Below are 26,802 nucleotides of genomic sequence, written 5' to 3' on the forward strand. Positions count from 1 at the left end.
GGGCGGGAGCGTTCGCTAGGTTCACCGCATGCCGCGACTGAGGCGCACGTTCCCCGACCAGCCGGGCTGGACCCGCCGCCGGTCCGGCTCGGGCTTCACCTACCTCGACGAGCGCGGCAACCGCCTCGATGCGGACCAGGTGCAGCGGTGCAAGGACCTCGTGATCCCACCGGCGTGGAAGGACGTGTGGATCACGCCCCACCCCAACGGCCACCTGCAGGCCGTCGGCACCGACGACGCCGGTCGCCGCCAGTACCTGTACCACCCCCAGTGGCGCGCCAGCCGCGACGCGGCGAAGTTCGACCGGATCCTGGTGTTCGGCAAGGCGCTCTCCAAGGCGCGAGAGCGGGTGCTCGCCGACATCGGCGCCGAGGGCATGTCGCAGGAGCGCGCGTGCGCGGTCGCCGTACGCCTGCTCGACCTCGGCTACTTCCGGATCGGCAACGACGTCTACACCGACGCCAACGGCTCCTTCGGCCTCACCACGATGCTCCGGGAGCACGTCTCGCGCACCAAGGACGGGCTGCGGTTCACCTTCACCGGCAAGTCCGGGATCGAGCACGACATCACCATCGACGACCCCTCCGCGACCGAGGCGCTCGACGTCATGCGCCGCCGGCGCGGCGGCGGCGACAGGCTACTCGCGTGGAAGGACGGCCGGCACTGGAAGGACCTCTCGTCCTCCGACGTCAACGACTACATTCGCACCTGCTTCGGCATCGACGCCACCGCCAAGGACTTCCGCACCTGGCACGCCACGGTGATCGCCGCGTCCGCGCTGGCCGAGACCGACGAGCCGGGGCAGACGAAGGCCTCGCGCAAGCGCGCGGTCTCCGGCGCGATGAAGGAGGTCTCGGAGTTCCTCGGCAACACGCCCACCCTGGCCCGCACGGCCTACGTCGACCCCCGGGTCGTCGAGGCCTACGAGCGCGGCCGCACGGTCAAGGTCCGCGGGAAGTACGACACGGACGACGCCCGGCAGGCGGCACTCGAGCGCGCCGTGCTCAAGCTGCTGGCAGCCTGAGCGACCGGTCAGCTGTTGGCGACGACGTGGTCGATCGCGGCGGTGAGCTTCTCGACGTCCGCCGGGTCGATCGCGGGGTACATCGCGATCCGCAGCTGGTTGCGGCCGAGCTTGCGGTAGGGCTCGGTGTCGACGATGCCGTTGGCCCGCAGGGTGGCGGCGATCGCGGCGGCGTCGATCGAGTCGTCGAAGTCGATGGTGCCGATCACGAGCGACCGGTCGGCCGGCTCGGCGACGTACGGCGTCGTGTACGAGGTGCGCTCCGCCCAGCCGTAGAGCGCGTCCGAGCTTGCGGTCGTGCGCTCGACCATGCCCTTGAGCCCGCCCTGGCTGTTCATCCAGTCGAGCTGCTCGGCCATCAGGAAGAGGGTGGCCACCGACGGGGTGTTGTAGGTCTGGTTCTTCGAGGAGTTGTCGATCGCGGTCGGCAGGTCGAAGAAGGGCGGGATGTAGCGGTCGCTCGCCGCGATCTCCTCGGCACGCGCCAGCGCCCGCGGCGACATCAGGGCGATCCAGAGGCCGCCGTCGGAGGCGAAGGACTTCTGCGGGGCGAAGTAGTAGGCGTCGACCTGGTCGAGGTCGACGGGCAGGCCGCCGGCACCGGAGGTGGCGTCGACCAGCACGAGCGCGTCGTCGGCCACGCCGGCGGGGCGGAGCACCGGCGCCATGACCGCGGTCGAGGTCTCGTTGTGCGCCCACGCGTAGGCGTCGACGCCGTCCTCGGCGACCGCGTCGGGACGCGAGCCCGGCTCGCTGGTGATGACCGTCGGGTCCGCGAGCCACGGCGCCTTCCTGGCCGACGTGGCGAACTTGGAGGAGAACTCACCGAACGACAGGTGCTGGCTCTTCTCGCGGATGAGGCCGAAGCAGGCGATGTCCCAGAAGGCGGTCGCGCCGCCGTTGCCGAGCACCACCTCGTAGCCGTCGGGCAGGTCGAACAGTGCTGCCAGACCCTCACGGACCCGGCCGACCGTCTTCTTCACCGGGGCCTGCCGGTGGGACGTGCCCATCAGCGTCGAGCCGGTCGCGGCGAGCGCGTCGAGGTGGCTGGTCTGGATCTTGGACGGACCAGCGCCGAAGCGGCCGTCGGCGGGAAGAAGGTCCGCGGGGATCTTCAGCGTGTGGTCGGACTGGGCGTCGGTCATCGAATGGCCTCACGTGGGATGCGGAACGGTGGGTCCTGACGACGCTGTCAGCGGGTCCTATCCTGTCACCTGCTCGACCGCATCTCACATCGGGGGATTTCACGCGTGCCTGACCGCCCGTCCGTCGCTGCACCGCGCATCGAGCGACTCCCGATAACGCACCCCGACGCCCAGCTGCTGGTCGAGGCCGTCCAGGAGGAGTACGTCGCCCGCTACGGCGGGCGCGACGAGTCGCCGGTCGACCCACGCGACTTCGAGGACCCGCTCGGGCAGTTCTTCGTCGGCTACCTCGACGGCGCCCCGGTGGCGACGGGCGCATGGCGACGGTCGTCGGTCACCGCGCTCGGCGCCGACGTCACCGCCGAGGTCAAGCGGATGTACGTCGTCCCCGCGGCGCAGCGGCGCGGGGTGGCCCGCCGGATGCTCGCCCACCTCGAGGCGACGGCGGCGGACGCCGGCATCCAGGCGCTGGTCCTCGAGACCGGCATGAAGCAGCCGGAGGCCATCGAGCTCTACCTGTCGTCGGGCTACGAACCGATCCCGGGCTTCGGCTACTACAGCGACTCCGACCTCAGCCGCTGCTTCGCCCGCCGCGTCTGACGTCGACGTAGCCTTGCCCGCGTGACCCGCGGACTGATGCTGAACGACGCCGACTGCGGCTTCTGCATGCGCACCGCCCGCTTGGTGCCGAGGCTCGGGGTCGACGTCGACAGCTCGACCGTCCAGGCTGCCGAACTCGAGGCGCTGGGCGTCGACCCGGTGCGCGCGGTCGTCGAGATGCCCTACGTCCACCCCGACGGCCGGGTCGACTACGGCCACCGGGCCTTCGCCTCGATCCTCCGCACCGGGCCGCTGCCCTGGCGGGTCGTCGGACGGCTGATCGAGTCCCGTCCGGTCGACCCGATCGCCCGGYGCACCTACGCCTGGGTGGCCGCCAACCGGCACCGCCTGCCCGGCGGGACGGCCGCCTGCGAACTACAGCAGTGATGTTCTGACGATCCCCTGACGGTGGCTCGTGGGGCCGCTTACGGTCCCTGTGCCACATGTGATCTCAGGGGAAGGTGGGACGACTCGATGCGAGCGTCACTGCGCGCTGCCGCACTCGTCGCGGGGATCTGCACCCTGCTCCTCGCGCTGCTCGCGGGCAGCCTCACCGCCGCCTCGGCCGACGGGAGCAGCAGCCGCCGCGGGACCGTCACGGCGTCGGCGCCGTTCCTCATGCCGATGGAGCCGTACGCCGGTTACCAGCCGCAGACGTCCTGCCGACGCACGCCCAAGCCGGGCGTGCTGATGCTGGCCGACTGGCTCGTCGCACGCGGCGGGGGATACGGCCCGATCAGCCGGTCGTGCGCGGGTTCGAGCCGCAGCGAGCACAAGGAGTCGCGGGCCTTCGACTGGCTCCTCGACGCGACCGATCCCGCCGACGCCGCGCTCGCCGCCGCCCTGCTCGACGAGGTCCTCGCCCCCGACGACACCGGCCAGCCGCACGCGCTCGCGCGCCGGATGGGGATCATGTACATCATCTGGAACGACCGGATGTGGGCGTCCTACGACGGGTTCGTCGAGAAGCGCTACCTGAGCTCCGGCTGCCGCAACCGTCGTACCTGCTCGCCGACGCTGCGGCACCGCGACCACCTGCACGTCTCGCTGACCCGGCAGGGCGCGAAGGGCATCACGTCCTGGTACTACGCCCAGGAGCCACCCGTCTGACGGCTCAGGCGCTCCAGCTCGCGTCCCATCCCTCGATCTCGTCGGCCGGGCGCGTGCTCGGGCCCGCGTAGACCGCGGACGGCCGGATCAGCCGGCCCGTGGTCTTCTGCTCGAGGATGTGCGCCGACCACCCACCGGTGCGCGCGCAGGTGAACATCGAGGTGAACATGTGCGCGGGCACCTCCGCGAAGTCGAGGACGATCGCCGCCCAGAACTCGACGTTGGTCTCCAGGACGCGGTCGGGTCGACGCGAGCGCAGCTCCTCCAGTGCGGCCTTCTCCAGCGCCTCGGCGACCTCGTAGCGCGGGGCGTCGAGCTCGCGGGCCGTGCGCCGCAGCACGCGGGCCCGCGGGTCCTCGGCCCGGTAGACGCGGTGGCCGAAGCCCATCAGCCGCTCGCCGTTGTCGAGCAGCTCCTTGACGTACGACGACGCGTCGCCGTCGCGCTTCTCGACCTCCTCGATCATCCCGAGCACCCTCGACGGCGCGCCGCCGTGGAGGGGGCCCGACATCGCGCCGATGGCACCGGAGAAGGCGGCCGCCACGTCGGCGCCGGTGGAGGTGATGACGCGGGCGGTGAAGGTGGAGGCGTTCATGCCGTGCTCGGCCGCGGACGACCAGTAGGCGTCGATCGCGTGGGCGTGCTGGGGGTCCGCCTCGCCGCGCCACCGGATCAGGAACCGCTCGGCGAGGGTCCGACCCTGGTCGACCTCGGCCTGGGTGACGACCGGCTTGCCGAGGCCGCGCGCCGACTGGGCGGCGTAGGAGAGCACCATGACGGCGACGCGCGACAGGTCGAGGCGCGCCTGCTCGTCGGAGATGTCGTAGGTCTGGCCCATGCCGAGCATCGGCGCGAGCATCGCGACCGCGGCCTGCACGTCGGCCCGGACGTCGCCGGTGTGGATCGAGATGTTGTAGGGCTCGGCCGGCGGGAGGCCGGGATTGTAGGAGCCGTCGACGAGCAGGCCCCAGACGTTCTCGAAGGGGACGCGGCCGACCAGCTCCTCGATGTCGACGCCGCGGTAGCGGAGGGCCGAGCCCTCCTTGTCGGGCTCGGCGATCTGCGTCTCGAACGCGACGACACCCTCGAGGCCGTGCTGGATCTCGGTCATGGCGGTCATTGTGCACCCGGCGCTCGTTCCTCGCGCCCCACTAGGGTCGTGACATGGACCTGTCCGGACTGCGCGAGGAGTACGGGCGAGGCGGGCTGGACCTGCCGGACCTGGCCGACGACCCGATCGAGATGTTCGAGGGCTGGCTCCGCCAGGCGGTCGAGGCCGGGGTGCACGAGCCCAACGCGATGGTGCTGTCCACGGCAACGCCCGAGGGTGGGCCGTCGAGCCGGATGGTGCTGCTCAAGGGCGTCGGGTCCGACGGCTTCGTCTTCTACACCAACCACGCGTCCCGCAAGGGCGCGGAGCTCGCCGCCAACCCGCGGTGCGCGCTGCTGTTCCCCTGGCACCCCCTCGAACGGCAGGTCCGCATCGAGGGTGCCGCATCGGTGATCCCCGACGACGAGGTCGAGGCCTACTTCCGCTCCCGCCCGCGCGGCGCCCAGCTGGGGGCGTGGGCCTCGGACCAGTCGCGGCCCGTCGCCTCGCGATCCGCGCTGGCGGCGTCGTACGCCCGGGTGCAGGAGCGGTTCGGCGACGACGGTCCGGTGCCGGTGCCGCCGGAGTGGGGTGGCTACCGGGTGCGCCCGGAGGTAGTGGAGTTCTGGCAGGGACGCCCGAGCCGGATGCACGACCGGCTGGTCTACCGCCGCGACGACGACGGCTGGACCACGGAGCGACTCGCTCCCTGAGCCGCGGCGGGTCGGGGAGCCGCGTGGAAAGCCCGGCAGATCTCGGAGGAACACCGCCCGTTTCTCGCGTGTGGACAGCGCCCCGTAGGGCTAGGTTCTGAGCCATGCAGGGTGCGCCGAGCAGGTTGCAGGTGCGGCTGGCCGCCGACGCCGCCAGCGTCCCGGCCGCGCGCCGGTTCGTGGCGGACGGCCTGAACGCCTGGGGCGAGGGCGGACTGGTCGACGCCGCCGAGCTCGTCGCGAGCGAGCTGTCGAGCAACGCCGCACTGCACGCGAGCGCGGAGTTCATGCACGTGACGCTCGAGCGGCCGGGCGCCGCCGCCGTCGGTGTCCGCGTCGCGGTCGAGGACGACGGGCCCGTGGGGGTCGAGGCCGTGCTGCCGCGCGCACTCGCCGGCGACGACCTCGACTGGGACGAGCTCGACGCGACGGGCCGTGGGCTGACCATCGTCGCCATGCTGGCCGGACGCTGGGGCGTCGACGAGACCACGCGTGGCAAGCGGGTGTGGGCCGACCTGGACGGCGGAGCGGCGCACGCCGCGCTCGACCCGGAGCGCGCCGAGCCGGACGCCGGACCCGTGGACGGCGACCTGCCGCCCGGCTGGGCGCTCGTGCGCCTCGTCGAGTGCCCGGTCGCGCTGAGCCTGCGGCAGGACAGCCACCTCGACGAGCTGGTCCGCGAGCTGCAGCTGCTGGGTGTCGACGAGCACAACAGCGAGTCGGCCGCCATCGCCGAGGAGATCCGGGGGCTCCTGGTCTCGCCGACCCACGCCCGGCTCACCGGTCGCCGGGCCGCCGAGCAGGCACGGGACGACCACCTCGAGTTCGTCGACGTCGAGATGGCCATGCCCCGCGAGTTCGGCGTGCTGGTCGAGCAGCTGCAACGGGCCGTCGCCCGGGCCGACCGGCTGTGCGAGGAGGGCCGGTTGCTGACGCTGGCGTCCCCGGCCGAGCTGCGCGCGCTGCGGGCCTGGATGACCCACGAGGTGCTCGGGCAGACGAGCAGGGGAGCGGCGCCGATGTCCTGGCCGGCGTGGCTCGCCGACACGCCCGCGGCCTGAGGGTCGCCTCAGGCAGCGCGCCGCCGCGGCAGGCCCAGCGCGAGCGCGGCGACCACCACCCCGGCTCCGGCCGCCGCGAGCCAGGTGGGCAGGCCGGTGGGGATGCCGAGGAACGTCGTGATCCCGAGGATGCGCGCCATGCCCCACGGGAGCAGCGCGAGCTGGTCGTTCCAGACGGTCAGCGAGTCCTCGAGGCCGACCGCCGCCAGCAGGGCACCGAGCGCGAGCATCACGGCACCGACGGTGCCGGCCGCCGTCGCCGCGGCCCGCCGACCCACGGACCGAGCGGCCAGTGACCACACCAGGGCGGCGAGGACCCAGCCGGCCAGGACGACCGCCACCACGACGTACGCCGTCCGCACGAGGGGCTCGGTCCAGAAGACGAACCAGTAGCCACCCGGGCCACGCCAGGCCAGGACCGCGAGCAGCAGCAGCGACCGGAGGACCACCGCGCCGCCGACCGCGGTCGCGACGTGCCACGACCGGGTGCGCCACGTCGCGACGGCGACGACCGTGGCGAGCACGCCCCAGCCGAGGCCGACGGCGAGCAGGTGGCTCGGCGCCAGGAACCACGTCAGCACCAGTCGGCTCCACGCCACCGCGGCCACCGGCAGCGCCACCACCAGCCACCGCGACACCGGGCCGGGGTCGCGCCACGGCGTGACCGCGGTGCGGACGAGGGTGCGGCCGGTGCGGGTCAGGCCGAGGCCGAGCAGGAGAGCAACGAGGCCGGCGCGGGCCAGCCACGCCATCGGGAGGTCGCGGGCCGCGCGCTCCTCGCCGATCCGGGCGGCGGTGAGGTTGTAGGCCGGCAGTGCCAGGTCGTCGCCGTACGTCTCCTCGTGCTGCGCTGCGGCGGCGTCGAACCGCCGACGGGCGCTCTCCCAGACGTGGCGGCCGTCGCCGGTGTCGAGCCACTGCGCGTGGCGCAGCACCATCTCGCGGTAGGCGCCGAGGAGGGCGTGCAGGTCGACCTGGTAGTCGAGCGAGGCGAGCAGCTGCTCGCGCAGCGCGGGGTCGCGGTAGGTCGTCTGGTCGGTGTCGTCGACGAGGTCGCGCATGGTCATGGCCACGTCGATCGCGTGCTGCCCGTCGTCGATGGCCTCCGTCACCCCCTCCACGGTGCCGTTCGCAGGGGAGGAGTCGCGGGTGACGGCGTAGAGGACGTCGAGGACCGCGCTGTCGCCGGTGAGGATGTCCCACTCGAACAGCAGCATCTGCGGCGGCGGCTCGAGGCCGAGGGCGAAGGCGCGCACCTCGGCGAACTGCGGGACGTACTGCCCGTGGGTGACCGCCTCGCGCGAGAGGGCGAGGGCCTCGGTGACCTTCGCGACCGTGTCGGGGTCGGTGGAGAGCCAGCGCCGCACCCAGTCGGCGGTGAGCTCGGCGGGGTCGGCGTCCGGGTCCCGCGCCAGCCTGCCGGCGACCTCGGTGTTGAGGTCGTAGAGCTGCCAGAAGCCGGTCGTCAGCAGCAGCGACCTCGGCCCGGCGCGCCACGGACCGCCGTCCTGGGTCCACGTCCAGACCCCCTCGACGTGCGGGTTGGCTGCGAGGAAGCGGCGCAGTGCGAGCTGGTGGAGCACGCCGAGGTCGTTGGGGACCGTCCCGAACGACTCGAACTCGCGTCGGCTCTGCATCTCGACGATGCGCCGCTGGGTGCCCTGCTCGAGCGTCTCGTTGAGCGGGAGCCAGGAGTAGAAGTCGCCGAGGCTGTACTTCGTCGACACCACCAGCCGCGGGGAGTCGACGCCCGCAAGCACCTCGTCGTACGACTCGGGGTTGGTGTGCATGTCACCCACCGCACCCACGCCGACGCTCCAGGTCCGGAAGACGACGTCCTTGCCGGCGCGCTCCGCCTGCCCGGTGAAGGCGTCGAGCATCGCCCGGACGGCGGGCGCCGTGGTCACCGTGATCTCGGAGAAGTAGTCGATGCCCGGGGTGTTGTAGATCGACCCGCCCTCGCCGATGCGGAGCACGACACCGGACAGCTGCGGGAGCTCCTCGTACAGCTCGTCGAGCGCCGCCTCGTAGACGTCCCACAGCCCGGGGTCGGTCGGGTCGAGGTCGAACCGTTCGGTGAGGTGGCGCTCGAGCGGGGTGCTGAGCACGAGCATGTCGGTGCGGAGGTAGACGTCGAGGCCCAGCTCGTCGAGCTCGGCCCACAGCGGGCCGAACGCGTCCCGCACCGCTTCTGCCCGGGCGACGTACTCCGGGTCGTCGGCGTAGACCTCCGGCACCTCCGCGAAGGTGACGTACTCCAGGAAGCCGGGCACGGTGACGGCGTTGTAGCCCTGCGCCAGCACGTGCTCGGCGAAGTCGCGGAGGTCCTCGCGGGCGGCGGCGAGGGCCGCCTCGTCGATCCACGGCGCCTCGGGCAGCAGGACGTCCTCGAACGCGCGGGAGTAGTGGGAGTAGTCGGTGCCGCCGCGCCACTGCTCGGGGTCGGGGTCGACCCCCGCCGCGCCGAGGTCGACCATCCGGAACGGCAACCGGGAGGTCACCGTCTCGCCGAGCCGCTCGGTGAGCGGCCGGTGCGCCCATGCGGCCTGGGCGAGGTCGTAGACGCCCCGGACCGCCCCGGTCTCGGACGCCGCACGGATCCGCAGCTGGTCGGCGGTGCCCGTCAGGCGGTAGGAGTCGTCGTCATCATCGCCGTCGCCGAAGCGGACCCGCAGGGTCGCCGCCCCCTCGCCGTCGGCGGTCGCGTCGCGCAGCTCCGCCCGCGCGGCGTCGAGGCGTACGCCGTCGGGTGCCGTGACGCGCACGCGCGGGGGAGCGACGGACTCCCGCGGCGGTGCCGCGCGCAGCACCTCGGCCGGCACCTCCTTGGGCTCGACCCGGATGCCCAGCGCGCTCGAGATGCCGTACGCCGTCGCCGCGCCCAGTGCGCCGAGCACCAGGAGGGTGAGGACGACCTGGAGCCCCCGCTTCATCACGAGCGCACTCTAGTGAGGGGCGCGTCCGACCGGGGCGAAAAAAAAGAGTTGGTGAGTGAGCACTCACTCACTTACAGTGGAGCGCGTGCCGCCTCGCGCCAAGCCCCTCTCGCCCGACGACCGCCGCGCAGCCCTCGTCGACGCCACCGTCCCGCTGCTGCTCGAGCACGGGCGCACCGTGACCACCCGGCAGATCGCCGACGCCGCCGGCATCGCCGAGGGGACGATCTTCCGGGTCTTCGACTCCAAGGACGACCTGGTCCTGGCGGCCCTCGAGCACGCGCTCGACCTCGACCCGTTCATCGCCCAGCTCCAGCAGGTCGAGCCAGACCAGGAGCTCGGTGCCATGCTGCTGGAGGTCGTCGAGCTCTTCCAGCGGCGCTTCTCCCGGGTGTTCCAGCTGATGAGCCGGATGGGCATGGTCGGACCGCCCAAGGCCCACCGGCACATGGAGGCCGAGCGCGAGCGGGTGGCCGTGATCCTCGAGGGTCTCGCCGAGCGGCACCGCGACTCCCTGCGCGTGCCGCCGAGCCAGCTGATGCACATGGTCAGGCTGCTCACCTTCTCCGGAACCCATCCCCACATCTCCGACGGCAACCCGCTGTCCGCCGAGGAGATCGTCGACACCGTGCTCAACGGCGTGCTCAAGCCCCGGCAGGACAAGGACTCCTGATGCTGCTCCGACTCGTCCGTACCTATCTCAGGCCGTACGCCGCCCCGCTGGCCGCCGTCGTCGCGCTCCAGTTCGTCGGCACGATGGCCGCGCTCGCCCTGCCCAGCCTCAACGCCGACATCATCGACAACGGCGTCGTCACCGGCGACACGGGCTACATCGTGCGCCACGGCGGGCTGATGCTCGCGGTCTCGCTGGTGCAGGTCGTCTGCTCGATCGCCGCGGTGTGGTTCTCCGCCCGCAACGCGATGGGCTTCGGCCGCGACCTCCGGGCCGCCATCTTCCGCCGTGTCGGCTCCTTCTCGACCCGCGAGGTGCAGCACTTCGGTGCCCCGTCGCTGATCACCCGCGAGACCAACGACGTGCAGCAGGTGCAGATGCTCGTGCTGATGGGCGGCACGCTCATGGTGGCCGCCCCGATCATGATGGTCGGCGGCATCATCATGGCCGCGCGCGAGGACATCGGCCTGTCCTGGCTGGTCCTCGCCGTGGTGCCGGTCCTCGGCATCTCCATCGGTCTCATCATCCGCCAGATGGTGCCGAGCTTCCGGCTGATGCAGGAGCGCATCGACGAGGTCAACCGCCTGCTGCGCGAGCAGATCACCGGCGTCCGCGTCGTGCGGGCGTTCGTCCGCGAGGAGCACGAGACCACGCGGTTCGCCGACGCCAACGCGCAGCTGACCGAGGTCGCCATCCGCGCCGGCCGCTGGCAGGCCGCGATGTTCCCGACGGTGATGGTCGTGGCCAACGTCGCGACCGTCGGGGTGCTGTGGTTCGGCGGGCACCGCGTCGAGGCCGGCCACATGGAGGTCGGGGCGCTCACCGCCTACATCTCCTACCTGATGCAGATCGTCATGTCGGTGATGATGGCGATGTTCATGCTGATGATGGTCCCGCGCGCCGCGGTGTGCGCCGACCGGATCACCGACGTCCTCGACACCGATTCGTCGGTGGTCCCGCCGGCCGACGCCGTCACCGAGCTGCCCGAGCGCCTCGCCCTCGACCTCGACGCGGTCACCTTCGCCTACCCCGGCGCCGACGAGCCGGTGCTGCGCGAGGTCACGATGACGGCCCGGCCCGGGGAGACGGTGGCGATCGTCGGGTCGACCGGCGCCGGCAAGTCGACGCTCGTCAACCTCGTCCCGCGCCTCTTCGACGCGACCGGGGGAGCGGTGCGCGTCGGCGGGGTCGACGTACGCGACATCCACCCCGAGACGCTGTGGTCCCGGCTCGGCCTGGTGCCGCAGAAGGCCTTCCTCTTCCGCGGGACCATCGCCGACAACCTGCGCTACGGCAAGCCCGACGCGACCGAGGAGGAGATGTGGGCGGCGCTCGAGATCTCCCAGGCGAAGGAGTTCGTCGAGGCGATGCCCGACGGGCTGGAGTCCGAGGTGGCCCAGGGCGGGACCAGCCTCAGCGGCGGGCAGCGCCAGCGCATGGCGATCGCGCGTGCGGTGATCCGCCGCCCGGAGATCTACCTGTTCGACGACTCCTTCTCGGCGCTCGACCTCACCACCGACGCCCGGCTGCGGGCGGCGCTGAGGCCGGTGACGCGGGAGTCGACGGTGGTGATCGTGGCCCAACGCGTCGCGACCATCCGTCACGCCGACCGGATCGTGGTGATGGAGGACGGCGCCGTCGTCGGCAGCGGTACGCATGACGAGCTGCTCGAGACCTGCACGACCTACCGCGAGATCGTCGAGTCCCAGCTGACCGCCGAGGAGGTGGCATGAGCACGAAGGAAGCGCCCGTCAAGGACGGGCAGCTGAAGGAGACCGAGCGCGTCCAGTCCGGACCGGGCGGTCCCGGCCGCGGCCCGATGGGCGGCGGCATGATCGGGCAGAAGGCGGACACGTTCTGGCCCTCGCTCAAGCGGCTGCTGTCCCGGCTGCACCCCGAGCGCCACAAGGCGTACGCCGTGCTGGTGCTGACGGTGCTCAGCGTCATCGCCACCGCGATCGGCCCGTGGATCCTCGGCCGGGCGACCGACCTGATCTTCGCGGGGCTGATCGGCAGGGACGTGCTCGCGACCGGGGCGACGCAGGAGCAGGCCATCGAGGCGCTGCGCGCCCGGGGCGAGGACAACCAGGCCGACATGCTCGCCTCGATGGACCTCACCGACGGCGTCGACTTCTCGGCCGTCGCCGACGTGCTGCTGGTCGTCCTCGCCGTGTACGTCGCCGCGTCGCTGCTGTCGTTCCTCGGCGGCTACCTCCTCAACGACGTCGTGCAGGGCACCGTGCTGCGGATGCGCTCCGAGGTCGAGGACAAGGTCCACCGGCTGCCGCTGGGCTACTTCGACAAGCAGCCGCGCGGCGAGCTGCTCAGCCGCGTCACCAACGACATCGACAACGTCAGCCAGACGCTGCAGCAGACGATGAGCCAGATGCTCAACTCGGTGCTCACGGTCTTCGCGGTGCTGGCGATGATGTTCTGGATCTCGCCGCTGCTGGCGGCGGTCGCGCTGGTCTCGGTGCCGATCGCGATGTTCATCACCGGTGCGGTGATGAAGCGCTCGCAGGGGATGTTCATCCAGCAGTGGCGGCGCACCGGCACGCTCAACGCCCACATCGAGGAGACCTTCTCCGGGCACGCGATCGTCAAGGTCTTCGGGCGTCAGCACGAGGCCGAGCGGGTGTTCGCCGAGCAGAACGACGACCTCTACGAGGCGTCGTACGGCGCCCAGTTCGTCAGCGGCCTCATCATGCCGATCATGATGTTCGTCGGGAACCTCAACTACGTCGTCATCGCCGTCCTCGGCGGTCTCCGTGTCGCCAGCGGGACGATGTCGCTCGGTGACGTGCAGGCGTTCATCCAGTACTCGCGCCAGTTCACCCAACCGCTGACGCAGGTGGCATCGATGCTCAACCTCCTGCAGTCGGGCGTCGCATCCGCGGAGCGGGTCTTCGAGCTGCTCGACGCCGACGAGGAGTCGGCCGACGCGACCGGCCGTCCGGCCTCGGCCGCGGACGCACGGGGCGAGGTGCGCTTCGACGACGTGTCGTTCTCCTACGACCCGGAGCGGCCGCTCATCGAGCACCTGTCGCTCGTGGCCGAGCCCGGCCACACGGTCGCGATCGTCGGCCCGACGGGTGCCGGCAAGACGACGATGGTCAACCTGGTGATGCGCTTCTACGACCCGCAGTCGGGCCGCATCCTCATCGACGGCGTCGACATCACCTCGATCCCCCGCGGCGTGCTGCGCGGCCGGATCGGGATGGTGCTCCAGGACACCTGGCTCTTCGCCGGCACGATCCGCGACAACATCGCCTACGGCCGCCCCGACGCCAGCGAGGAGCAGATCCTCGAGGCCGCGAGGGCCACCTTCGTCGACCGCTTCGTCCACTCGCTGCCCGACGGCTACGACACCGTCATCGACGAGGACGGCTCGAACCTGTCGGCGGGCGAGCGGCAGCTGGTGACGATCGCGCGGGCCTTCCTGTCCGACCCGGCGCTGCTGATCCTCGACGAGGCCACCTCGTCGGTCGACACCCGCACCGAGCTGCTGCTCCAGCAGGCGATGGCGGCGCTGCGCTCGGACCGGACGTCGTTCGTGATCGCGCACCGTCTCTCCACGATCCGCGACGCCGACCTGATCCTCGTCATGGAGGACGGATCGATCGTCGAGCAGGGCTCGCACGAGCAGCTGCTCGAGGTGGACGGCGCCTACGCCCGGCTCTACCGCTCGCAGTTCGAGGCGGCCGTCGAGGACGTCGTCGTCTCAGGTCCGCCCGGTTAATGCATTGAGCGCCCCCGCGCTCCGACGTACGGTTGGGGCACACAGAAGGGAGGTGATCCGAAGAATGAGTTCTTTTCGGATGAGTGAGGTGGCTGCCCGCTAAGGCAGCCCGGTCCGCCGACAGCTGCCGGCGAATCCATCGCAGCCACCCGACCCGCAGGCTCCCGGTGTTCATCCCCCGGGGCCCCTCCCAGAGGGGCAGCAGGCCTGCGGGTCGCTGCATTTCCGGGCTCCGCCCGCCCAGCGCGAGCTCGGGGTGATCCAGGTCTCGTCGCCGTCGGATGGTGGAACAAACCCGCCGCGCGTATGGTTGTGGAGAGCAACTATTGCTGATCACAACCGAACGAAGGACTGCAGTGACCCAGGCTCCCCCCGTGACCGCCGAGCAGACCGGCGAGATGACGCACCGTCAGGTGCTCGAGGCTCTCAGCGGCCTCCTCCTCGCGATGTTCGTCGCGATGCTGTCCAGCACGATCGTCAGCAACGCGCTGCCGACCATCGTCGACGACCTGCAGGGCAGCCAGACCGGCTACACCTGGGTCGTCGTCGCCACCATGCTCGCGATGACCGCGACCACCCCGATCTGGGGCAAGTTCGCCGACCTCTTCGACAAGAAGCTGCTCGTGCAGACGGCCCTGATCATCTTCTCGGTCGGCTCGCTCATCGCCGGCTTCGCCCCGTCGATGGGGGTGCTGATCGGCGCCCGCGTCGTGCAGGGCCTCGGCGTCGGCGGCCTGACGGCGCTCGTCCAGGTCGTCATCGCCACGATGGTCTCCCCGCGCGAGCGCGGTCGCTACAGCGGCTACATCGGGGCCGTCTTCGCGCTCGCCACGGTCAGCGGACCGCTCGTCGGTGGCGTCCTCGTGGACACCGTCGGCTGGCGCTGGTGCTTCTTCGCCGGTCTCCCGGTCGCGGCCCTCGCCTTCGTCGTGCTGCAGAAGACGCTGCGCCTCCCGGTCGTGAAGCGGGACGACGTCTCGATCGACTACCTCGGCGCCTTCCTGCTCGTCGGCGGCGTCTCGATCCTGCTGGTCTGGGTCTCGCTCGGTGGCCAGAACTTCGAGTGGCTCTCCTGGACCAGCGCGCTGCTCGTCGTCGGCGCCGTCGCCGTCATCGGTGCGGCCATCCACGTCGAGGCCAACGTCGCCAAGGACCCGGTCATCCCCCTGCGCCTGTTCAAGGACCGCACCCTCACCCTCGCCACCGTCGCCTCGGTGCTGATCGGCGTCGCGATGTTCGGCTCGACGGTCTACCTGAGCCTCTACTTCCAGCGCGCCAAGGACATGAGCCCCACCGAGGCCGGCCTGATGTCGATCTGCATGGTCGGCGGCCTCCTCGTCTCGAGCATCCTGAGCGGCCGGATCATCTCGGCCACAGGCGTGTGGAAGCGCTGGCTCGTCGGGGGCATGGTCGCCGTCATCGCCGGCATCGGCCTGCTGGCCACCATTGACGCCTCCACCCCGCTGTGGCGCACCGGCCTCTTCATGGCGGTCCTCGGCCTGGGCCTCGGCGCCACGATGCAGAACCTCGTGCTCGCCGTGCAGAACACCATCGCCCTCTCCGACATGGGCGCGGGCTCCTCGGTGATCGCGTTCTTCCGCTCCCTCGGTGGCTCCATCGGCATCGCCGCACTGGGCGCCGTGCTGGCCCACCAGGTCGCCGACGCGGTCCAGTCCGGCCTGACCAAGCTGCTCATGGTCCACCCGGAATACGCCTCGGCCGTCTCCCACGACACCGGCAGCATCCCGGACGTGTCCACCCTGCCGGCGCCGGTCCGGGCGATCTTCGAGAGCGCCTTCGGCGACGCGACCGGTCACATCTTCCTGGTGGCCCTGCCGTTCGCGGTGGGCGCGCTGATCGCCGTCCTCTTCATCAAGGAGGTGCCCCTGCGCACGTCGGTGAAGCGCGAGGACGAGCTCGTGGCGGAGGCCGCGCAGGCATGATCTCCTCCGTGACCACCACGAGGTACGACGACCTGCGCCGCATCGAGGCCGAGGTCGGGACGCTGATCCGCCGCGTCAAGCGGGTCATGGGGGAGCGGGCCCGCGAGGTCCACCCCGACCTGCACCCGATGACGTACTTCATCCTCACCCACCTGGCGCAGCACGGCCCGCTGCGTGCCGCTGACCTGTCCGACGCCTTCGGCATGGACAAGGGCGGCGTCAGCCGGCAGGTGCAGACGCTGGTCGACCTCGGTCTCGTCGAGCGCCAACCGGCCGCCGAGGACCGTCGCGCGATCCTGCTGGACGCCAGCGACGAAGGTCGCCGGCGGCTGGAGGCGATGACCCTCAACCGCAGCAACAGGTTCGACGAGCGGCTGTCCGCCTGGAGCGACGACGAGCTCGCCGGGTTCGGCGACCAGCTGTCGGCGTACAACCGCGCCCTCAGCGACGACTGACCGACCGACAGGCCACCGCCTCCGCCGCCGACGTCATGCGGACCCGCACCCATGGGTGCCGATCCGTATGACGCAGCGACGGAGGCGGCGTCGTTCCCAGGCGTGCGTCAGCGCAGCCAGGCGGCGGTGTCGCCGGGCAGCCTGCCGCCGTCGACCGGGCCGCTGGCCAGCAGCAGCTCGCCCGCGGGGAGCTCGACGTCGGCCGCGCCGCAGTTGAGCACGACCGTGAGAGGACCGCGCCGGAACGCCAGCACGTCGGTGCCGAGGTCGAGCAGCTCGACCTCCTCGCCGGCGGTCCAGGCGAACTCGCGCCGGGTCGCGAGCGCGGCGCGGTAGAACTCGAGCGTCGAGCCCTCGGCGCCGGTCTGGGCGTCGACGGTGAGCGAGGCCCAGTCCGGCGGCTGCGGGATCCACGGCTGGCCGTCGCCGGGTCCGAAGGCGTACGGCGCCTCGCCGCCGCCCCACGGGATCGGGACGCGGCAGCCGTCGCGGCCGACCTCGCCGGTGCGGAGGTAGGACGGGTCCTGCCGGTCCTCCGGGGCGACGTCGACCTGCTCGAGGCCGAGCTCCTCGCCCTGGTAGAGGTAGCTGGAGCCGGGGAGCGCGAGCATCGCCAGCGTCGCGGCGCGGCCGCGGGCGAGGCCCTTCGCGCCGCCGCCGTAGCGGGTCACGTGACGTACGACGTCGTGGTTGCTGAGCACCCAGGTCGGCGAGGCGCCGACCGGCTCGACCGCGGCGAGGGTGTCGGTGATGACCGTCGCGAAGGACTCGGCCGACCAGTCGGCGAGCAGCCAGGCGAAGTTGAACGCCTGGTCGAGCTCGTCGGGTCGCACGAAGGCGGCCATCGACTCGGGCGTCTGGGTCCAGGCCTCGGCCACGGCCATCCGGTCCGGGCCGGCCTCGTCGAGGACGCGGTGCCAGGCGCGGTAGACGTCGTGGACCTCCGGCTGGTCCCACATGGGCTCGTCCTTGATGTCGCGCGAGACCATCGAGTGGTCGGTGTTGACCTGGCCGGAGCTGGCCCGGCCGCCCTCGGCGACCACCTGGTCGCGGAGGCTGGCCTCCTTGAACAGGCCGTGCGCCACGTCGACGCGGAAGCCGTCGACGCCGCGGTCGAGCCAGAAGCGCAGGACGTCCTCGAACATCGCCGGCACCTCGGGGTTGCGCCAGTCGAGGTCGGGCTGCGTGGAGTCGAAGAGGTGGAGGTACCACTGGCCGTCGTCGACCTGCGTCCAGGCCGGGCCGCCGAAGACCGACTCCCAGTTGTTGGGCGGGGTGCCGTCCTTCATCCCCTCAGGGCTGTCGCGGAAGAGATAGCGGCCGCGCTCGGGGCTGCCGGGACCGGCGGCGAGGGCCGCCTGGAACCACTCGTGCTGGTCGGACGTGTGGTTGGGCACCAGGTCGACCACGACGCGCAGGCCGAGCTCGTGGGCGCGCGCGACCAGGTCGTCGGCGTCGGAGAGCGAGCCGAAGAGCGGGTCGACGTCGCGGTAGTCGGCGACGTCGTAGCCGTGGTCGTGCTGCGGCGAGGTGTAGAACGGCGTGATCCACAAGGCGTCGACGCCGAGGTCGGCGAGGTGCGGCAGGCGCGAGGTGATGCCCGGCAGGTCGCCGATGCCGTCGCCGTCACTGTCGGCGAAGCTCCGGACGTAGACCTGGTAGATGACCGCGTTGCGCCACCAGTAGGTCTTTGGATCGTTCAAATCAGCCATGGTCCCATCCTCTCAAACGGCCGGCGGGGCCGGTCAATCCGAGGACGGGGCCCGTCCGCCGAACATCGCCGGGTCGACGGCGATCCAGGTGTGCTCGGCACTGGCCACGACGCGGCCGTCGGCGTCGTACAGCGTCGAGGCGGTGAACGTCTTGCGACCGTCCCGGCCGCGGCCCTCGCCGACCACGACGTGGGGCTCGCCGATGACCGGCAGGTCGTCGATGCGCGCGGTCATCCGCCCGAGCACCATGAGCCGCTCCGTCAGGTCGCCGGCCCATCCGCCGATGCAGTCAAGCGCCGCCCAGGTGACGGCGACCGACGCGCGGGGGTGCTCGTCGACGTAGGTGTGCCAGTCCTCGTGGAGGCTCGGGTGCGGCGTCCAGGGGGCTGCGACGCGATGGCCGTCGGGGCCCTCGCCGACCGGGCCGGGGAAGATCCGCAGCCCGTCGGCCTCCTCACGCGCCGTGCCGCACGCGAAGCAGGTGGGGAAGGGGTGGAACGTGTGGCCCGGGTACGACGACGAGGCGTCCGCGGCGGCGTCCGGGTCGACCGGCTCCACCTCGGCGAGCACCCGGTCGACGCGGTGCGCCGTGGCGATCGGGGCGCCGCCGAACGACGCGGTCGTGACGCCGGCCTCGGCGGTGACGTCGAGGGGGGTGTCGAGGGGCGGCGGCTGGCGCAGAGACACCTCGATCGGGGGCCAGCTGCCGCAGTGGTCGTCCGGCGCGTCGGCGTCGTCGAGGGCGGCCAGTGCGCCCGCGGTCCAGCCACCGTTGCCGGAATCGGGAGGTCCGCAGAAGCGTCGGGGCACGATGAGCTCGGTCACCGGTTCACTGTGCCACGACGTGCATGCGGCTCGCAGTTGCCGGATGGGACACAATGACCACCGTGAGTGACCTGATCGACACCACCGAGATGTACCTCCGCACGATCTACGAGCTCGTGGAGGAGGGCATCGTGCCGCTGCGTGCCCGCATCGCCGAACGGCTGCACCAGTCGGGCCCGACGGTGTCGCAGACCGTGGCCCGGATGGAGCGTGACGGGCTGCTCACCGTGCAGGGCGACCGCCACCTCGAGCTGACCGACGAGGGCCAGCTCCTGGCCACCCGCGTGATGCGCAAGCACCGGCTCGCCGAGCGGCTGCTGACCGACGTCATCGGCCTCGACTGGGAGCTCGTCCACGCCGAGGCGTGCCGCTGGGAGCACGTGATGTCGGAGACCGTCGAGCGCCGGCTCCTCGAGCTGCTCGACCACCCGACCGAGTCGCCCTACGGCAACCCGATCCCGGGGCTCGACGAGCTGGGCGATGTCGGCGGCGAGGACTTCATGGACAACGTCGAGCCGCTCTCGGGTGCCGCGGGGCCTGCGGACCAGCGCGTCCACGTCAAGCGGATCTCCGAGGAGATGCAGAAGGACGAGGAGCTGATGGGCCTGCTCCGCCGCGTCGGCGCGCTCCCCGGCAAGACCGTGACGATCGCCCGCACCGAGGAGGGCATCCTCATCGGGTCCGGCGGCGAGACCGCCGAGCTCCTCGTCGAGGCGGCCGAGCACATCTTCGTCCGCCGCTAGGTCGCCCGATCCGCGAGCGCGGTGAGGAACTCGCTGCACCCCACCTCGAGCTTGTACGACGCCAGCTCGTCGCCGCGGGTCGCCCCGCGGTTCACGATGACGATCGGCGTCCCGCCCCGGGCCGCCCGCTTGACGAACCGCAGCCCGCTCATCACCGTCAGCGACGACCCGGCGACGAGCAGCGCCCCCGACGTGTCGAGCGCCTCGACGGCGGCGTAGCAGCGCGCCACCCGGTCGGCCGGCACGTTCTCGCCGAAGAAGACCACGTCAGGCTTGAGCGGCCCGCCGCACGGGCAGCGCGGCACCACGAAGTCGTGGGTGTCGTCGAGGTCGACGTCGCCGTCGGGACGCGACTCCACCCAGCCGTGCCGCTCGAGCCAGCCGGGGTTGAGGGCGTCGAGCTCGCGCTCGAGCGCGGCACGGGAGGTCGTCGTACGACACGTGAGGCAGACGACGTCGGCGACGCGGCCGTGGAGGGCGACGAGGCGCCGTGACCCGGCGGCCTCGTGCAGGCCGTCGACGTTCTGGGTGATGAGCAGCCCGGGGTCGAGGGCGGCGAGGGCCTGGTGGCCGGCGTTGGTCTCGGCGCGGCCCATCCGCTGCCACCCGAGGTGGCTGCGCGCCCAGTAGCGCTGCTGCGCGTCGGGGGTGGCGACGAACTCCTGGTAGGTCATCGGTGCACGCGTCGGTGCGCCCGGGCCGCGGTAGTCGGGGATCCCGGAGTCGGTGGACAGCCCGGCGCCGGTGAGCACGACCAGCGGCCGCGAGGCGAGCAGGTCGAGGGCCTCGTCCTCGGCGGAGAGGCGGGCCGTGAGGGTCACGCGTAGCGCGCCTGGGCGCGGGCGCGGGCCTTGGCCGACTCGATCTCGCGGTTCTTCGGCGGGGCGGCGGTGACGAGGTCGTCGAGCAGGTGCTCGGTGATGTGGGCGATCTCCTTCACCGCGGCGTAGAAGACCTCCTCGTTGGCCTGCGACGGCTTCGTCGTACCGGCCACCTTGCGCACGTACTGCAGGGCGGCCGCGGTGACCTCGTCACGCGTCGCGGGCGGCTCGAAGTTGTTGAGCGGGCGGATGTTGCGGCACATGGCTCCGAGGGTACGACGCAGTGGCCGTCGCTCACAGGGCGAAGAACGTGACGTCCTCGCCCGTCACGAGCGCGACCTTGCCGGAGGCGAGGGGCACGAGGCGTACGTCGGCGACGTCGGTGCCGTGCTCCACCTCGACCATCCGGTTGCTCATCGACCCGTCGGCCAGCGAGAGGACCGAGACCCAGCCGGTGGTGCCGGTCCAGCCCTGGCTGACGACGGTGAGGACCGTGCGCTGCTCGGGCAGCCAGGTGAACTGGCGCGGGTCGGTCGCTGCCCCGGCCTGCGTGCCCTCGTCGTAGCGGACGACGTCGAGCTGGCGCGGGGCGGCGAGATCGGTGACGTCGAAGAGCGCCGCCTGTGCGCCGCGGGTGACGCCGTCGAGCGTGGCATCCTGGCCCATCCCGATGAGCCGCTGCTCGCCGAGCGGGTGGAGGTACTCGGAGAAGCCGGGGATCTTCAGCTCGCCCACCAGCCGCGGCGCGGTGGGGTCGCTGAGGTCGATCGCGTAGAGCGGATCGGTCTGGCGGAAGGTGACCACGATGGCGAGGTCGTCGAACCACCGCACGGACTTGATCTCCTCGCCGACGCCGAGCTGGTCGACCCGGCCGTCCTCGACGAGCTCCGAGCCCTCCTCGCGGAGCGTCAGCACCGAGTTGAAGTTGCCGGTCTCGCTGCTCGGCCCGACCGCGACGCGGAGCGAGCCGCCCACGGCGTCCATTGACCAGCGGTCCGCGATGGTGCCCTCCACCTCGCCCGAGGCGACGTACGTCGCGTCGGTCCCGTCGAGGGCGAAGGCGAAGAGGGGGGTCGTGCCGTCGGTGCCGGGGAAGCCGGCCGGGCGGCAGTTCATGCAGTCGACCCAGCCCCACTGGGGTGCGGACGCGGCGAGGTAGAACCGGTCGGTCGAGAAGTAGGAGATGGCGGAGTCGGTGGCCACGGCGGTGGTCCTGCGCGCGGTCGGCTCGGCGGGGTCGAAGGCCAGCAGGGTGGTGGTGCCGAGGGCCAGGTCGTCGTCGGGGATCGCGACGTCCTCGCAGTCGACGACCGGTGCGCCGTCGACCGTGGGGAGCCAGTCGGCCAGCGTGGTGTCGCGCACGAGCGCGCGGTTGCTCAGCCGCGCCCGGAGCTGGCCCAGGGTCCCGTCGGGGGCGGAGAAGTCGAGCTCGGGCAGGCCGTTCTGCAGCACGACACGCACGACGTCGTCGTGCAGGCGCACCGCCGACGCCCGGCCCCGGACCGTGGTCGCGTCGACCACCGTGGGCGAGGTGGGGTCGGCGAGGTCGACCGTCGTGATCGTCGTCGACATCCCGTCCGTCGAGGTGCCGGTGACCACCGCGCGCCCGTCGACGAGGACCATCTCGCCGCCGGGATCGCCGACCCACCCGCTGCTGCCGCGCGCGTCCTCGAGGCGGGTGGAGGACAGCAGGCGCGGTTCGTCGCCCGAGACGTCGTACGCCAGCAGCTCGCCGTCGCGGAGCCGCAGGAGCAGGCTGCCGGACACCTTCACCACGTCGGCCTCGTCGACGCCGGCCTCCTGGACGTTGGTGCCGGACTCGTTGCTGGTGCTGCGCGACGTGCTGACCGACGACCGGGCGGCCTCCGAGGAGGGCGCCGCCGCGGATCCTGCGGCGTCTCCACTGGTCATGACGTCGTACATGACGTCGCCGCCCCAGCCGTAGGGACCGACCGATTCGAGCGCCCGGTCGACGTACGAGGCGAGGAGCTCGTCGCACCCCGCGGCGACCGTGAGGTCGGCGTTGGCGAGCACGATCGGCGGCGAGCCGGGCGGGCGGCCGCCGCCATCGGGGTCGTTGCCCAGCGCGTAGCCGACGCCGACGGCTGCGGCGAGGCTGGTGGCGACCGTGGCACCGGTGACGAGGTTGCGAACGCGCTGCGCAGTGGGCATGGCGGTGGGACGGGACCCCAGTGAGCGCGGTTCCGCGTGACACGATGGCGCGATGAGCGACCGCCGCGCCGACAGCCGCCCCGACCGCGACCTGGACCTCGTCCTCTTCGGTGCCACCGGGTTCACCGGCGGGCTGACCGCCGACTACCTCGCCGACGCAGCGCCAGCCGGGCTGCGCTGGGCGATCGCCGGTCGCAATGCGGACAAGCTCGAGGCCGTACGCCGACGGCTCGCCGAGGCCGGGGCGGACGACGTCGAGGTGCTGGTCGCCGACGCGACCGACGCCGCGGCCCTGTCCGACATCGCCCGCCGCGCCCGCGTGGTCGCCACCACGATCGGGCCCTACCTCGAGCACGGGGCGCCCCTGGTCGCCGCCTGCGCCGAGGCCGGCACCGACTACCTCGACCTCACCGGCGAGCCGGAGTTCGTGGACCGGATGTTCCTCGAGCACCACCAGACCGCGGTGCGCACCGGCGCCCGCCTCGTCCATGCCTGCGGCTTCGACTCCATCCCGCACGACCTGGGCGCCTACTACACCGTGCAGCAGCTGCCGGACGACGAGCCGATCTCGGTGCGCGGCGTCGTCCGGTCCGGCGGCGCCTTCTCGGGCGGCACGTTCCACTCGGCGATGGAGCAGTTCGCCCGGGCCAAGCAGATGCGCGCGACGTACGCCGCCCGCCGGCGCGCCGAGGCACGACCCGAGGGACGGTCGTCGCGGGCGGTGCGCGGCAAGCCCCACCGCGACCCGGTGCTCGGCTACTGGCTGCTCCCGCTGCCGACGATCGACCCGATCATCGTGGCGCGCACCGGCGCCGCGCTGGCGTCGTACGGTCCGAAGTTCCGCTACTCCCACTGGGTCGGCACCAAGACCCTGCGCTACGCCGCCGGGGGTGCCGTGGGTGTCGGCGCGCTGACCCTCGCCGCCCAGGTGAAGCCGCTGCGCGAGCTCATCACGTCCAAGGTGCCGCAGGGCTCCGGGCCCGACGACGCCAAGCGCGCGAAGTCGTGGTTCACCGTCGACTTCCTCGGCGAGGCCGGAGAGCAGACGGTTCGCACCCGCGTCTCCGGCGGCGACCCGGGCTACACCGAGACCGCCAAGATGCTGGGCGAGGCCGCGCTGTGCCTCGCCCTCGACGACAACCCCGGGACGGCCGGACAGGTCACGCCGGCCCAGGCCATGGGCGATGCGTTGCTCGACCGGTTGCAGAAGGCAGGGATCCGCTTCGAGACGCTCGCCGGCTGACCTGCCGGATGATGGGGTGATGACGGGCCAGGGGCACGGGACGGCTGTCGAGGTGGTGCGCACCCACCTGGCCGAGAACGTCGCCCGGCTGCACGAGGAGGGGGCCCGGGTCCGGTCGGGCGAGACGAGTGCCGTCCACAAGATGCGCATCGCCGCACGACGGCTCCGAACGGCGCTCCGCACGTGTCAGCCGCTGTTCGAGGAGAGCACCGCTGCCCTCAGTGACGAGCTGCGCTGGCTCGGACGCGCGTTGAGCGGCGCCCGCGACGCCCAGGTGCTTCGGGAGCGGCTCCGTCTCCTCGTCTCGACCCAGCCTCCGGAGCTCGTGATGGGGCCGGTGGACGTCCTGATCGACGACGAGCTGAGCGCTGCCGAGCAGCGTGGGCGCGAGCGAGCGCTCGACGCGTTGGGGGACTCCCGCTACGACCGCCTGCTGGGCGACCTCGACGATCTCGTGCGCGACCTCCCGATGACGGAGGAGGCCGCCGGGCCGGCGGGCGACGTGATCCCCCGCCTGCTCCGTCGCGACGCCAGGCGCCTGCGGCGCGCGGTCCGGGCCGCTCGGCAGGCCGAGGCCGGCGAGGCGCACGACACGGCGCTCCACAACGCGCGCAAGAAGGCGAAGCGGCTGCGCTACGCCGCCGAGCTGGCAGTCCCGGCCCTGGGAGAGCCGGCGGAGGGGCTGGCCTCCGCTGCCGAGGAGGTGCAGCAGGCGCTGGGGGAGCACCAGGACACGGTGATGTCGCGGAGGTTCCTGCGCGAGCAGGGCGCGCGCATGCACCTCGACGGGATGAACGGGTTCACCCTCGGCCGCCTGCACGCGATCGAGGAGGCCCGCGCCGCAGCGGCGACCGTGGACTTCGAGCACGCGTGGACCCACGTGGAGGACCACAGGATCCGGAAGCACTAGTACCGGGCGGGCGATACACGTGGTTCTGGTGCCCCAGGCAAGAGTCGAACTTGCGACCTTTCGCTTAGGAGGCGGCTGCTCTATCCACTGAGCTACTGGGGCGGCACCGCGGCACCCGAGGTGGCGCGGCGGGAAGCATCCTGCCACGACGTCGTACGCCGTCGGGCATCAGCAGGGCGTCTGCCCGGCGCGGCTGCTGCTCGGCGGGAGCGGAAATCTTGCTGTGGTGAAGTAGGTTCAGTCCGGTCAGCCCCTCCCCACCCCAACGAAGGTGAGCCCGTGTCGGACGAGCCGCGCCCTGAGCCGTCCGACGGCGCACCCAAGCGCCGGGGGAAAGTGGCCCGCAAGCACACCGTCGGCCGCGTGGTCCTGATCAGCGCGCTCGTGCTCGCACTCATCACCGGGCTCGGCACCGTCTACTTCATCCGCCACCTCAACGGCAACATCGAGGGGCTCTCGCTCGACGCGCTCGGCGACGACGAGCGGCCCGAGAAGGTCTTCACCGGCAACGGCGAGCCGCTCAACATCCTGGTGATGGGTTCCGACTCGCGCGACTGCGAGGGCTGCGACATCGACAAGGAGGGCGGCGGCGGCTCCGACACCACCATCCTCGTGCACCTCTCCGCGGACCGCAGCCGGGCGTACGCCGTCTCGATCCCGCGCGACTCGATCATCGACCGCCCCGAGTGCAACGCCGGCGAGTCCGCCGCTGCGACCGACGTGATGTGGAACGCCGCCTACGGCGTGGGCGGCCCGGTCTGCACCCTCGACCAGCTCGAGTCCAACACCGACATCTTCGTCGACCACTTCATCGTCGTGGACTTCGCCAGCTTCGGCGACATGGTCGACGCCGTGGGCGGCGTCCCGGTCTGCGTGCCCGAGGACATCGTCGACCGCGAGCACCAGATCTTCGTGCCGAAGGGCAACCCGTCGGTCCTCTCGGGCGACGAGGCCCTCGACTACGTCCGCGCTCGCTACGTCGGCGAGCAGCTCCAGCAGAACGACCTCTCGCGCATCCGGCGCCAACAGGAGTTCATCGGCGCCCTCGTGCGCGAGGTGCAGTCGGCGGGCACGCTGACCCGGCTCGACAAGGTCGTGAAGTTCCTCGACGCTGCGACCAAGTCGCTGACCACCGACGAGGAGTTCGCCTCGGTCACCCGCCTGGGCAAGGTGGCGATGCAGCTGCAGGGCATCGGCCTCGACAAGGTCCAGTTCGTGACGCTGCCGACCGAGTACTACCCGCGCGACTCCGAGTTCTGGGGCAAGGTCAAGTGGACGCCGGAGGCGGAGCAGATCTGGAAGCTGATCAACGAGGACAAGGTCATCCCGCCGCGGCTGCTCGGTGGCAACTCGGTGAGCGCCGAGGGACCGCCCGGATCCTCCGACACGCCGTCGCCGAGCGCGGACGGCGAGAGTCCGTCCGGGACCCCCTCCGAGACCCCGTCCGAGACCCCGTCGGACACCCCGTCCGAGACGGCCTCGCCGAGCGAGACCGCTTCTCCCGAGGCGCCCGCGACCAACGAGCCCGACCCCGTCCCGGGCATCTGCGCCTGACCGCTCCCGTGGATCCTGACACCCCTGCCGAGCCGGACGCCGAGGCTGAGGCGCCTGCCGAGCCCGCCGAGCGCGAGCCCGAGTGGAAGCGCCGCCGCCGGCTGGCGGCGGTCTTCGGCGACAGCGGTCCCGACCAGACGAGCGACGACCGCGACCCGGGCGAGGACCGCTCGGGCATGGGCGACGACTGGTATCGCGACCAGGTGCCGCCCCACCACGGCTGATCCTTCTCCACCTCGAGCGGTGGCTCAGCCACGTTCGTACGCCTGGGAATGTGGGTCAGCCACCGCCCGGCGGGACGCGCACCCGCGGCGGGACGACGAACGGCCCGCC

Annotated in this window: 24 protein-coding genes and 1 tRNA gene; 16 read left to right on the forward strand and 9 right to left on the reverse strand. The window is 72.0% G+C overall.

What is annotated here, in order from left to right; genetic code table 11:
- The first annotated feature begins 28 nt into the window (after nucleotides 1-28).
- Nucleotides 29-1,024 carry a DNA topoisomerase IB gene (locus tag AC1DP1_RS17875; RefSeq protein ID WP_477507975.1) on the forward strand — a complete coding sequence of 332 codons (996 nt, stop codon included), beginning with the start codon at nucleotides 29-31 and terminating at the stop codon, nucleotides 1,022-1,024.
- An 8-nt stretch (nucleotides 1,025-1,032) separates the two neighbouring features.
- Here the strand turns inward: AC1DP1_RS17875 and serC are convergent, their stop codons facing one another.
- Nucleotides 1,033-2,169, reverse strand: coding sequence for a phosphoserine transaminase (serC, locus tag AC1DP1_RS17880; protein ID WP_477507976.1), 1,137 nt, complete (start codon nucleotides 2,167-2,169; stop codon nucleotides 1,033-1,035).
- Nucleotides 2,170-2,274: 105 nt separating this feature from the next.
- Between serC and AC1DP1_RS17885 the strand changes: the two genes are divergently transcribed.
- The 3 genes from AC1DP1_RS17885 to AC1DP1_RS17895 all read left to right on the forward strand — a co-directional run bounded on the left by AC1DP1_RS17885 (nucleotide 2,275) and on the right by AC1DP1_RS17895 (nucleotide 3,879).
- On the forward strand, nucleotides 2,275-2,769 hold the full coding sequence (locus AC1DP1_RS17885; RefSeq protein ID WP_477507977.1) for a GNAT family N-acetyltransferase: 495 nt from the start codon (nucleotides 2,275-2,277) through the stop codon (nucleotides 2,767-2,769).
- A 21-nt stretch (nucleotides 2,770-2,790) separates the two neighbouring features.
- Nucleotides 2,791-3,156, forward strand: coding sequence for a thiol-disulfide oxidoreductase DCC family protein (locus AC1DP1_RS17890; protein ID WP_477507978.1), 366 nt, complete (start codon nucleotides 2,791-2,793; stop codon nucleotides 3,154-3,156).
- Between the two features lie 87 nt (nucleotides 3,157-3,243).
- Entirely contained in the window at nucleotides 3,244-3,879 is a 636-nt protein-coding gene (locus AC1DP1_RS17895) for a VldE C-terminal domain-containing protein (protein WP_477507979.1), read from the forward strand.
- A gap of 4 nt (nucleotides 3,880-3,883) precedes the next feature.
- Here the strand turns inward: AC1DP1_RS17895 and AC1DP1_RS17900 are convergent, their stop codons facing one another.
- Nucleotides 3,884-4,990 carry a citrate synthase 2 gene (locus AC1DP1_RS17900; protein ID WP_477507980.1) on the reverse strand — a complete coding sequence of 369 codons (1,107 nt, stop codon included), beginning with the start codon at nucleotides 4,988-4,990 and terminating at the stop codon, nucleotides 3,884-3,886.
- A 53-nt stretch (nucleotides 4,991-5,043) separates the two neighbouring features.
- Here AC1DP1_RS17900 and pdxH point away from each other — a divergent pair, with 53 nt between their 5' ends.
- The gene (gene pdxH, locus AC1DP1_RS17905; protein WP_477507981.1) at nucleotides 5,044-5,682 is read left to right on the forward strand and encodes a pyridoxamine 5'-phosphate oxidase; all 639 of its coding nucleotides are present in this window, start codon (nucleotides 5,044-5,046) and stop codon (nucleotides 5,680-5,682) included.
- Between the two features lie 104 nt (nucleotides 5,683-5,786).
- Nucleotides 5,787-6,743 (forward strand): ATP-binding protein, encoded by a 957-nt coding sequence (locus AC1DP1_RS17910; protein ID WP_477507982.1) that lies wholly within the window; start codon nucleotides 5,787-5,789, stop codon nucleotides 6,741-6,743.
- Between the two features lie 8 nt (nucleotides 6,744-6,751).
- Here AC1DP1_RS17910 and AC1DP1_RS17915 read toward each other — a convergent pair whose 3' ends face one another.
- Nucleotides 6,752-9,679: a hypothetical protein gene (locus tag AC1DP1_RS17915; RefSeq protein WP_477507983.1), complete on the reverse strand. Its 2,928-nt coding sequence runs from the start codon at nucleotides 9,677-9,679 to the stop codon at nucleotides 6,752-6,754.
- An 85-nt stretch (nucleotides 9,680-9,764) separates the two neighbouring features.
- Here AC1DP1_RS17915 and AC1DP1_RS17920 point away from each other — a divergent pair, with 85 nt between their 5' ends.
- From AC1DP1_RS17920 to AC1DP1_RS17940, 5 genes are all read left to right on the forward strand, one after another.
- A complete protein-coding gene (locus AC1DP1_RS17920; protein WP_477507984.1) occupies nucleotides 9,765-10,352 on the forward strand; it encodes a TetR/AcrR family transcriptional regulator in 588 nt (195 codons plus the stop codon).
- A complete protein-coding gene (locus tag AC1DP1_RS17925; RefSeq protein WP_477507985.1) occupies nucleotides 10,352-12,085 on the forward strand; it encodes an ABC transporter ATP-binding protein in 1,734 nt (577 codons plus the stop codon). Before AC1DP1_RS17920 ends, AC1DP1_RS17925 begins: the two co-directional genes overlap by 1 nt.
- A complete protein-coding gene (locus AC1DP1_RS17930; RefSeq protein ID WP_477507986.1) occupies nucleotides 12,082-14,091 on the forward strand; it encodes an ABC transporter ATP-binding protein in 2,010 nt (669 codons plus the stop codon). Before AC1DP1_RS17925 ends, AC1DP1_RS17930 begins: the two co-directional genes overlap by 4 nt.
- 374 nt (nucleotides 14,092-14,465) lie before the next feature.
- Nucleotides 14,466-16,034, forward strand: a complete 1,569-nt coding sequence (locus tag AC1DP1_RS17935) for an MDR family MFS transporter (RefSeq protein ID WP_477507987.1) — start codon at nucleotides 14,466-14,468, stop codon at nucleotides 16,032-16,034.
- 8 nt (nucleotides 16,035-16,042) lie between these two features.
- Complete coding sequence (locus AC1DP1_RS17940) at nucleotides 16,043-16,489, forward strand: MarR family winged helix-turn-helix transcriptional regulator (RefSeq protein WP_477507988.1); 447 nt, start codon at nucleotides 16,043-16,045, stop codon at nucleotides 16,487-16,489.
- Between the two features lie 107 nt (nucleotides 16,490-16,596).
- Here AC1DP1_RS17940 and AC1DP1_RS17945 read toward each other — a convergent pair whose 3' ends face one another.
- Complete coding sequence (locus AC1DP1_RS17945) at nucleotides 16,597-18,201, reverse strand: glycoside hydrolase family 13 protein (RefSeq protein WP_477507989.1); 1,605 nt, start codon at nucleotides 18,199-18,201, stop codon at nucleotides 16,597-16,599.
- 33 nt (nucleotides 18,202-18,234) lie between these two features.
- Nucleotides 18,235-19,026 carry a hypothetical protein gene (locus AC1DP1_RS17950; protein ID WP_477507990.1) on the reverse strand — a complete coding sequence of 264 codons (792 nt, stop codon included), beginning with the start codon at nucleotides 19,024-19,026 and terminating at the stop codon, nucleotides 18,235-18,237.
- 62 nt (nucleotides 19,027-19,088) lie between these two features.
- On the opposite strand from AC1DP1_RS17950, the gene AC1DP1_RS17955 reads away from it, so the two are divergent.
- Nucleotides 19,089-19,769, forward strand: coding sequence for an iron-dependent transcriptional repressor DtxR (locus tag AC1DP1_RS17955; RefSeq protein ID WP_457191930.1), 681 nt, complete (start codon nucleotides 19,089-19,091; stop codon nucleotides 19,767-19,769).
- On the opposite strand, the gene AC1DP1_RS17960 is transcribed toward AC1DP1_RS17955, so the two are convergent.
- Genes AC1DP1_RS17960 through AC1DP1_RS17970 form a run of 3 tightly spaced genes read right to left on the reverse strand, consistent with a single transcriptional unit; the run spans nucleotide 19,766 to nucleotide 22,762 of the window.
- Entirely contained in the window at nucleotides 19,766-20,590 is an 825-nt protein-coding gene (locus tag AC1DP1_RS17960) for a Sir2 family NAD-dependent protein deacetylase (protein WP_477507991.1), read from the reverse strand. The genes AC1DP1_RS17955 and AC1DP1_RS17960 overlap by 4 nt on opposite strands.
- A complete protein-coding gene (locus AC1DP1_RS17965; protein ID WP_457191926.1) occupies nucleotides 20,587-20,853 on the reverse strand; it encodes a DUF2277 domain-containing protein in 267 nt (88 codons plus the stop codon). Before AC1DP1_RS17965 ends, AC1DP1_RS17960 begins: the two co-directional genes overlap by 4 nt.
- Before the next feature lie 31 nt (nucleotides 20,854-20,884).
- The gene (locus tag AC1DP1_RS17970) at nucleotides 20,885-22,762 is read right to left on the reverse strand and encodes a beta-propeller domain-containing protein (RefSeq protein WP_477507992.1); all 1,878 of its coding nucleotides are present in this window, start codon (nucleotides 22,760-22,762) and stop codon (nucleotides 20,885-20,887) included.
- Nucleotides 22,763-22,814: 52 nt separating this feature from the next.
- Here AC1DP1_RS17970 and AC1DP1_RS17975 point away from each other — a divergent pair, with 52 nt between their 5' ends.
- Together AC1DP1_RS17975 and AC1DP1_RS17980 are read left to right on the forward strand one after the other, a co-directional pair.
- On the forward strand, nucleotides 22,815-24,005 hold the full coding sequence (locus AC1DP1_RS17975; protein WP_477507993.1) for a saccharopine dehydrogenase family protein: 1,191 nt from the start codon (nucleotides 22,815-22,817) through the stop codon (nucleotides 24,003-24,005).
- 19 nt (nucleotides 24,006-24,024) lie between these two features.
- The gene (locus AC1DP1_RS17980; protein ID WP_477507994.1) at nucleotides 24,025-24,915 is read left to right on the forward strand and encodes a CHAD domain-containing protein; all 891 of its coding nucleotides are present in this window, start codon (nucleotides 24,025-24,027) and stop codon (nucleotides 24,913-24,915) included.
- Between the two features lie 26 nt (nucleotides 24,916-24,941).
- On the opposite strand, the gene AC1DP1_RS17985 is transcribed toward AC1DP1_RS17980, so the two are convergent.
- Nucleotides 24,942-25,017, reverse strand: a tRNA-Arg gene (locus AC1DP1_RS17985).
- A gap of 261 nt (nucleotides 25,018-25,278) precedes the next feature.
- On the opposite strand from AC1DP1_RS17985, the gene AC1DP1_RS17990 reads away from it, so the two are divergent.
- Together AC1DP1_RS17990 and AC1DP1_RS17995 are read left to right on the forward strand one after the other, a co-directional pair.
- Nucleotides 25,279-26,469, forward strand: coding sequence for an LCP family protein (locus AC1DP1_RS17990; RefSeq protein WP_477507995.1), 1,191 nt, complete (start codon nucleotides 25,279-25,281; stop codon nucleotides 26,467-26,469).
- An 8-nt stretch (nucleotides 26,470-26,477) separates the two neighbouring features.
- The gene (locus AC1DP1_RS17995; protein ID WP_477507996.1) at nucleotides 26,478-26,693 is read left to right on the forward strand and encodes a hypothetical protein; all 216 of its coding nucleotides are present in this window, start codon (nucleotides 26,478-26,480) and stop codon (nucleotides 26,691-26,693) included.
- Nucleotides 26,694-26,802: the final 109 nt, after the last annotated feature.

The sequence above is a fragment of the Nocardioides sp. P4_G10 genome (assembly GCF_056401175.1).

Excerpts from the sequence above, each read along its gene's own strand:
- AC1DP1_RS17930 (WP_477507986.1), top strand. The coding sequence starts at position 12,082 with ATGAGCACGAAGGAAGCGCCCGTCAAGGACGGGCAGCTGAAGGAGACC.
- AC1DP1_RS17945 (WP_477507989.1), bottom strand. The coding sequence starts at position 18,201 with ATGGCTGATTTGAACGATCCAAAGACCTACTGGTGGCGCAACGCGGTC.
- AC1DP1_RS17980 (WP_477507994.1), top strand. The coding sequence starts at position 24,025 with ATGACGGGCCAGGGGCACGGGACGGCTGTCGAGGTGGTGCGCACCCAC.
- AC1DP1_RS17970 (WP_477507992.1), bottom strand. The coding sequence starts at position 22,762 with ATGCCCACTGCGCAGCGCGTTCGCAACCTCGTCACCGGTGCCACGGTC.
- AC1DP1_RS17900 (WP_477507980.1), bottom strand. The coding sequence starts at position 4,990 with ATGACCGAGATCCAGCACGGCCTCGAGGGTGTCGTCGCGTTCGAGACG.
- AC1DP1_RS17925 (WP_477507985.1), top strand. The coding sequence starts at position 10,352 with ATGCTGCTCCGACTCGTCCGTACCTATCTCAGGCCGTACGCCGCCCCG.
- AC1DP1_RS17895 (WP_477507979.1), top strand. The coding sequence starts at position 3,244 with ATGCGAGCGTCACTGCGCGCTGCCGCACTCGTCGCGGGGATCTGCACC.
- AC1DP1_RS17910 (WP_477507982.1), top strand. The coding sequence starts at position 5,787 with ATGCAGGGTGCGCCGAGCAGGTTGCAGGTGCGGCTGGCCGCCGACGCC.
- pdxH (WP_477507981.1), top strand. The coding sequence starts at position 5,044 with ATGGACCTGTCCGGACTGCGCGAGGAGTACGGGCGAGGCGGGCTGGAC.
- serC (WP_477507976.1), bottom strand. The coding sequence starts at position 2,169 with ATGACCGACGCCCAGTCCGACCACACGCTGAAGATCCCCGCGGACCTT.
- AC1DP1_RS17975 (WP_477507993.1), top strand. The coding sequence starts at position 22,815 with ATGAGCGACCGCCGCGCCGACAGCCGCCCCGACCGCGACCTGGACCTC.
- AC1DP1_RS17965 (WP_457191926.1), bottom strand. The coding sequence starts at position 20,853 with ATGTGCCGCAACATCCGCCCGCTCAACAACTTCGAGCCGCCCGCGACG.
- AC1DP1_RS17875 (WP_477507975.1), top strand. The coding sequence starts at position 29 with ATGCCGCGACTGAGGCGCACGTTCCCCGACCAGCCGGGCTGGACCCGC.